We start from the raw sequence: 265 nt of genomic DNA on the forward strand, positions 1-265 counted from the left end.
GAGCTCTATCTCCATCGCCTCAATGTTCCCGCCGGCCGCATGAGCCTGTTGCCGCATCAACCCGACGACTTTGTCGACTGGCTGAAAAGCCATGGCCGCCTGACGCAGGCAGGCGATTTCGCCTCGCGCAGCGATTACGGTCTTTATGTTCGCGATACGCTTGCACGGCTGCTTCGAAAGCGGGACGGCCGTTGCCGGGTCGATTTCATCAAGGCCAAGGCGGCGGGATGCGTTGAACGCTATAGCAGCGCGCTGGCCTTCGATC

1 protein-coding gene is annotated in these 265 nt (G+C 61.1%); it reads left to right on the plus strand.

Annotated features, from left to right (window positions below):
• Positions 1 to 265, plus strand: a 265-nt coding sequence (locus tag AF337_RS33075; protein WP_160320409.1) for an FAD/NAD(P)-binding protein, incomplete at both ends; no start/stop codon positions are given.

The sequence above is a fragment of the Rhizobium ecuadorense genome, from assembly GCF_001187535.1.
GTDB lineage: Bacteria > Pseudomonadota > Alphaproteobacteria > Rhizobiales > Rhizobiaceae > Rhizobium > Rhizobium ecuadorense.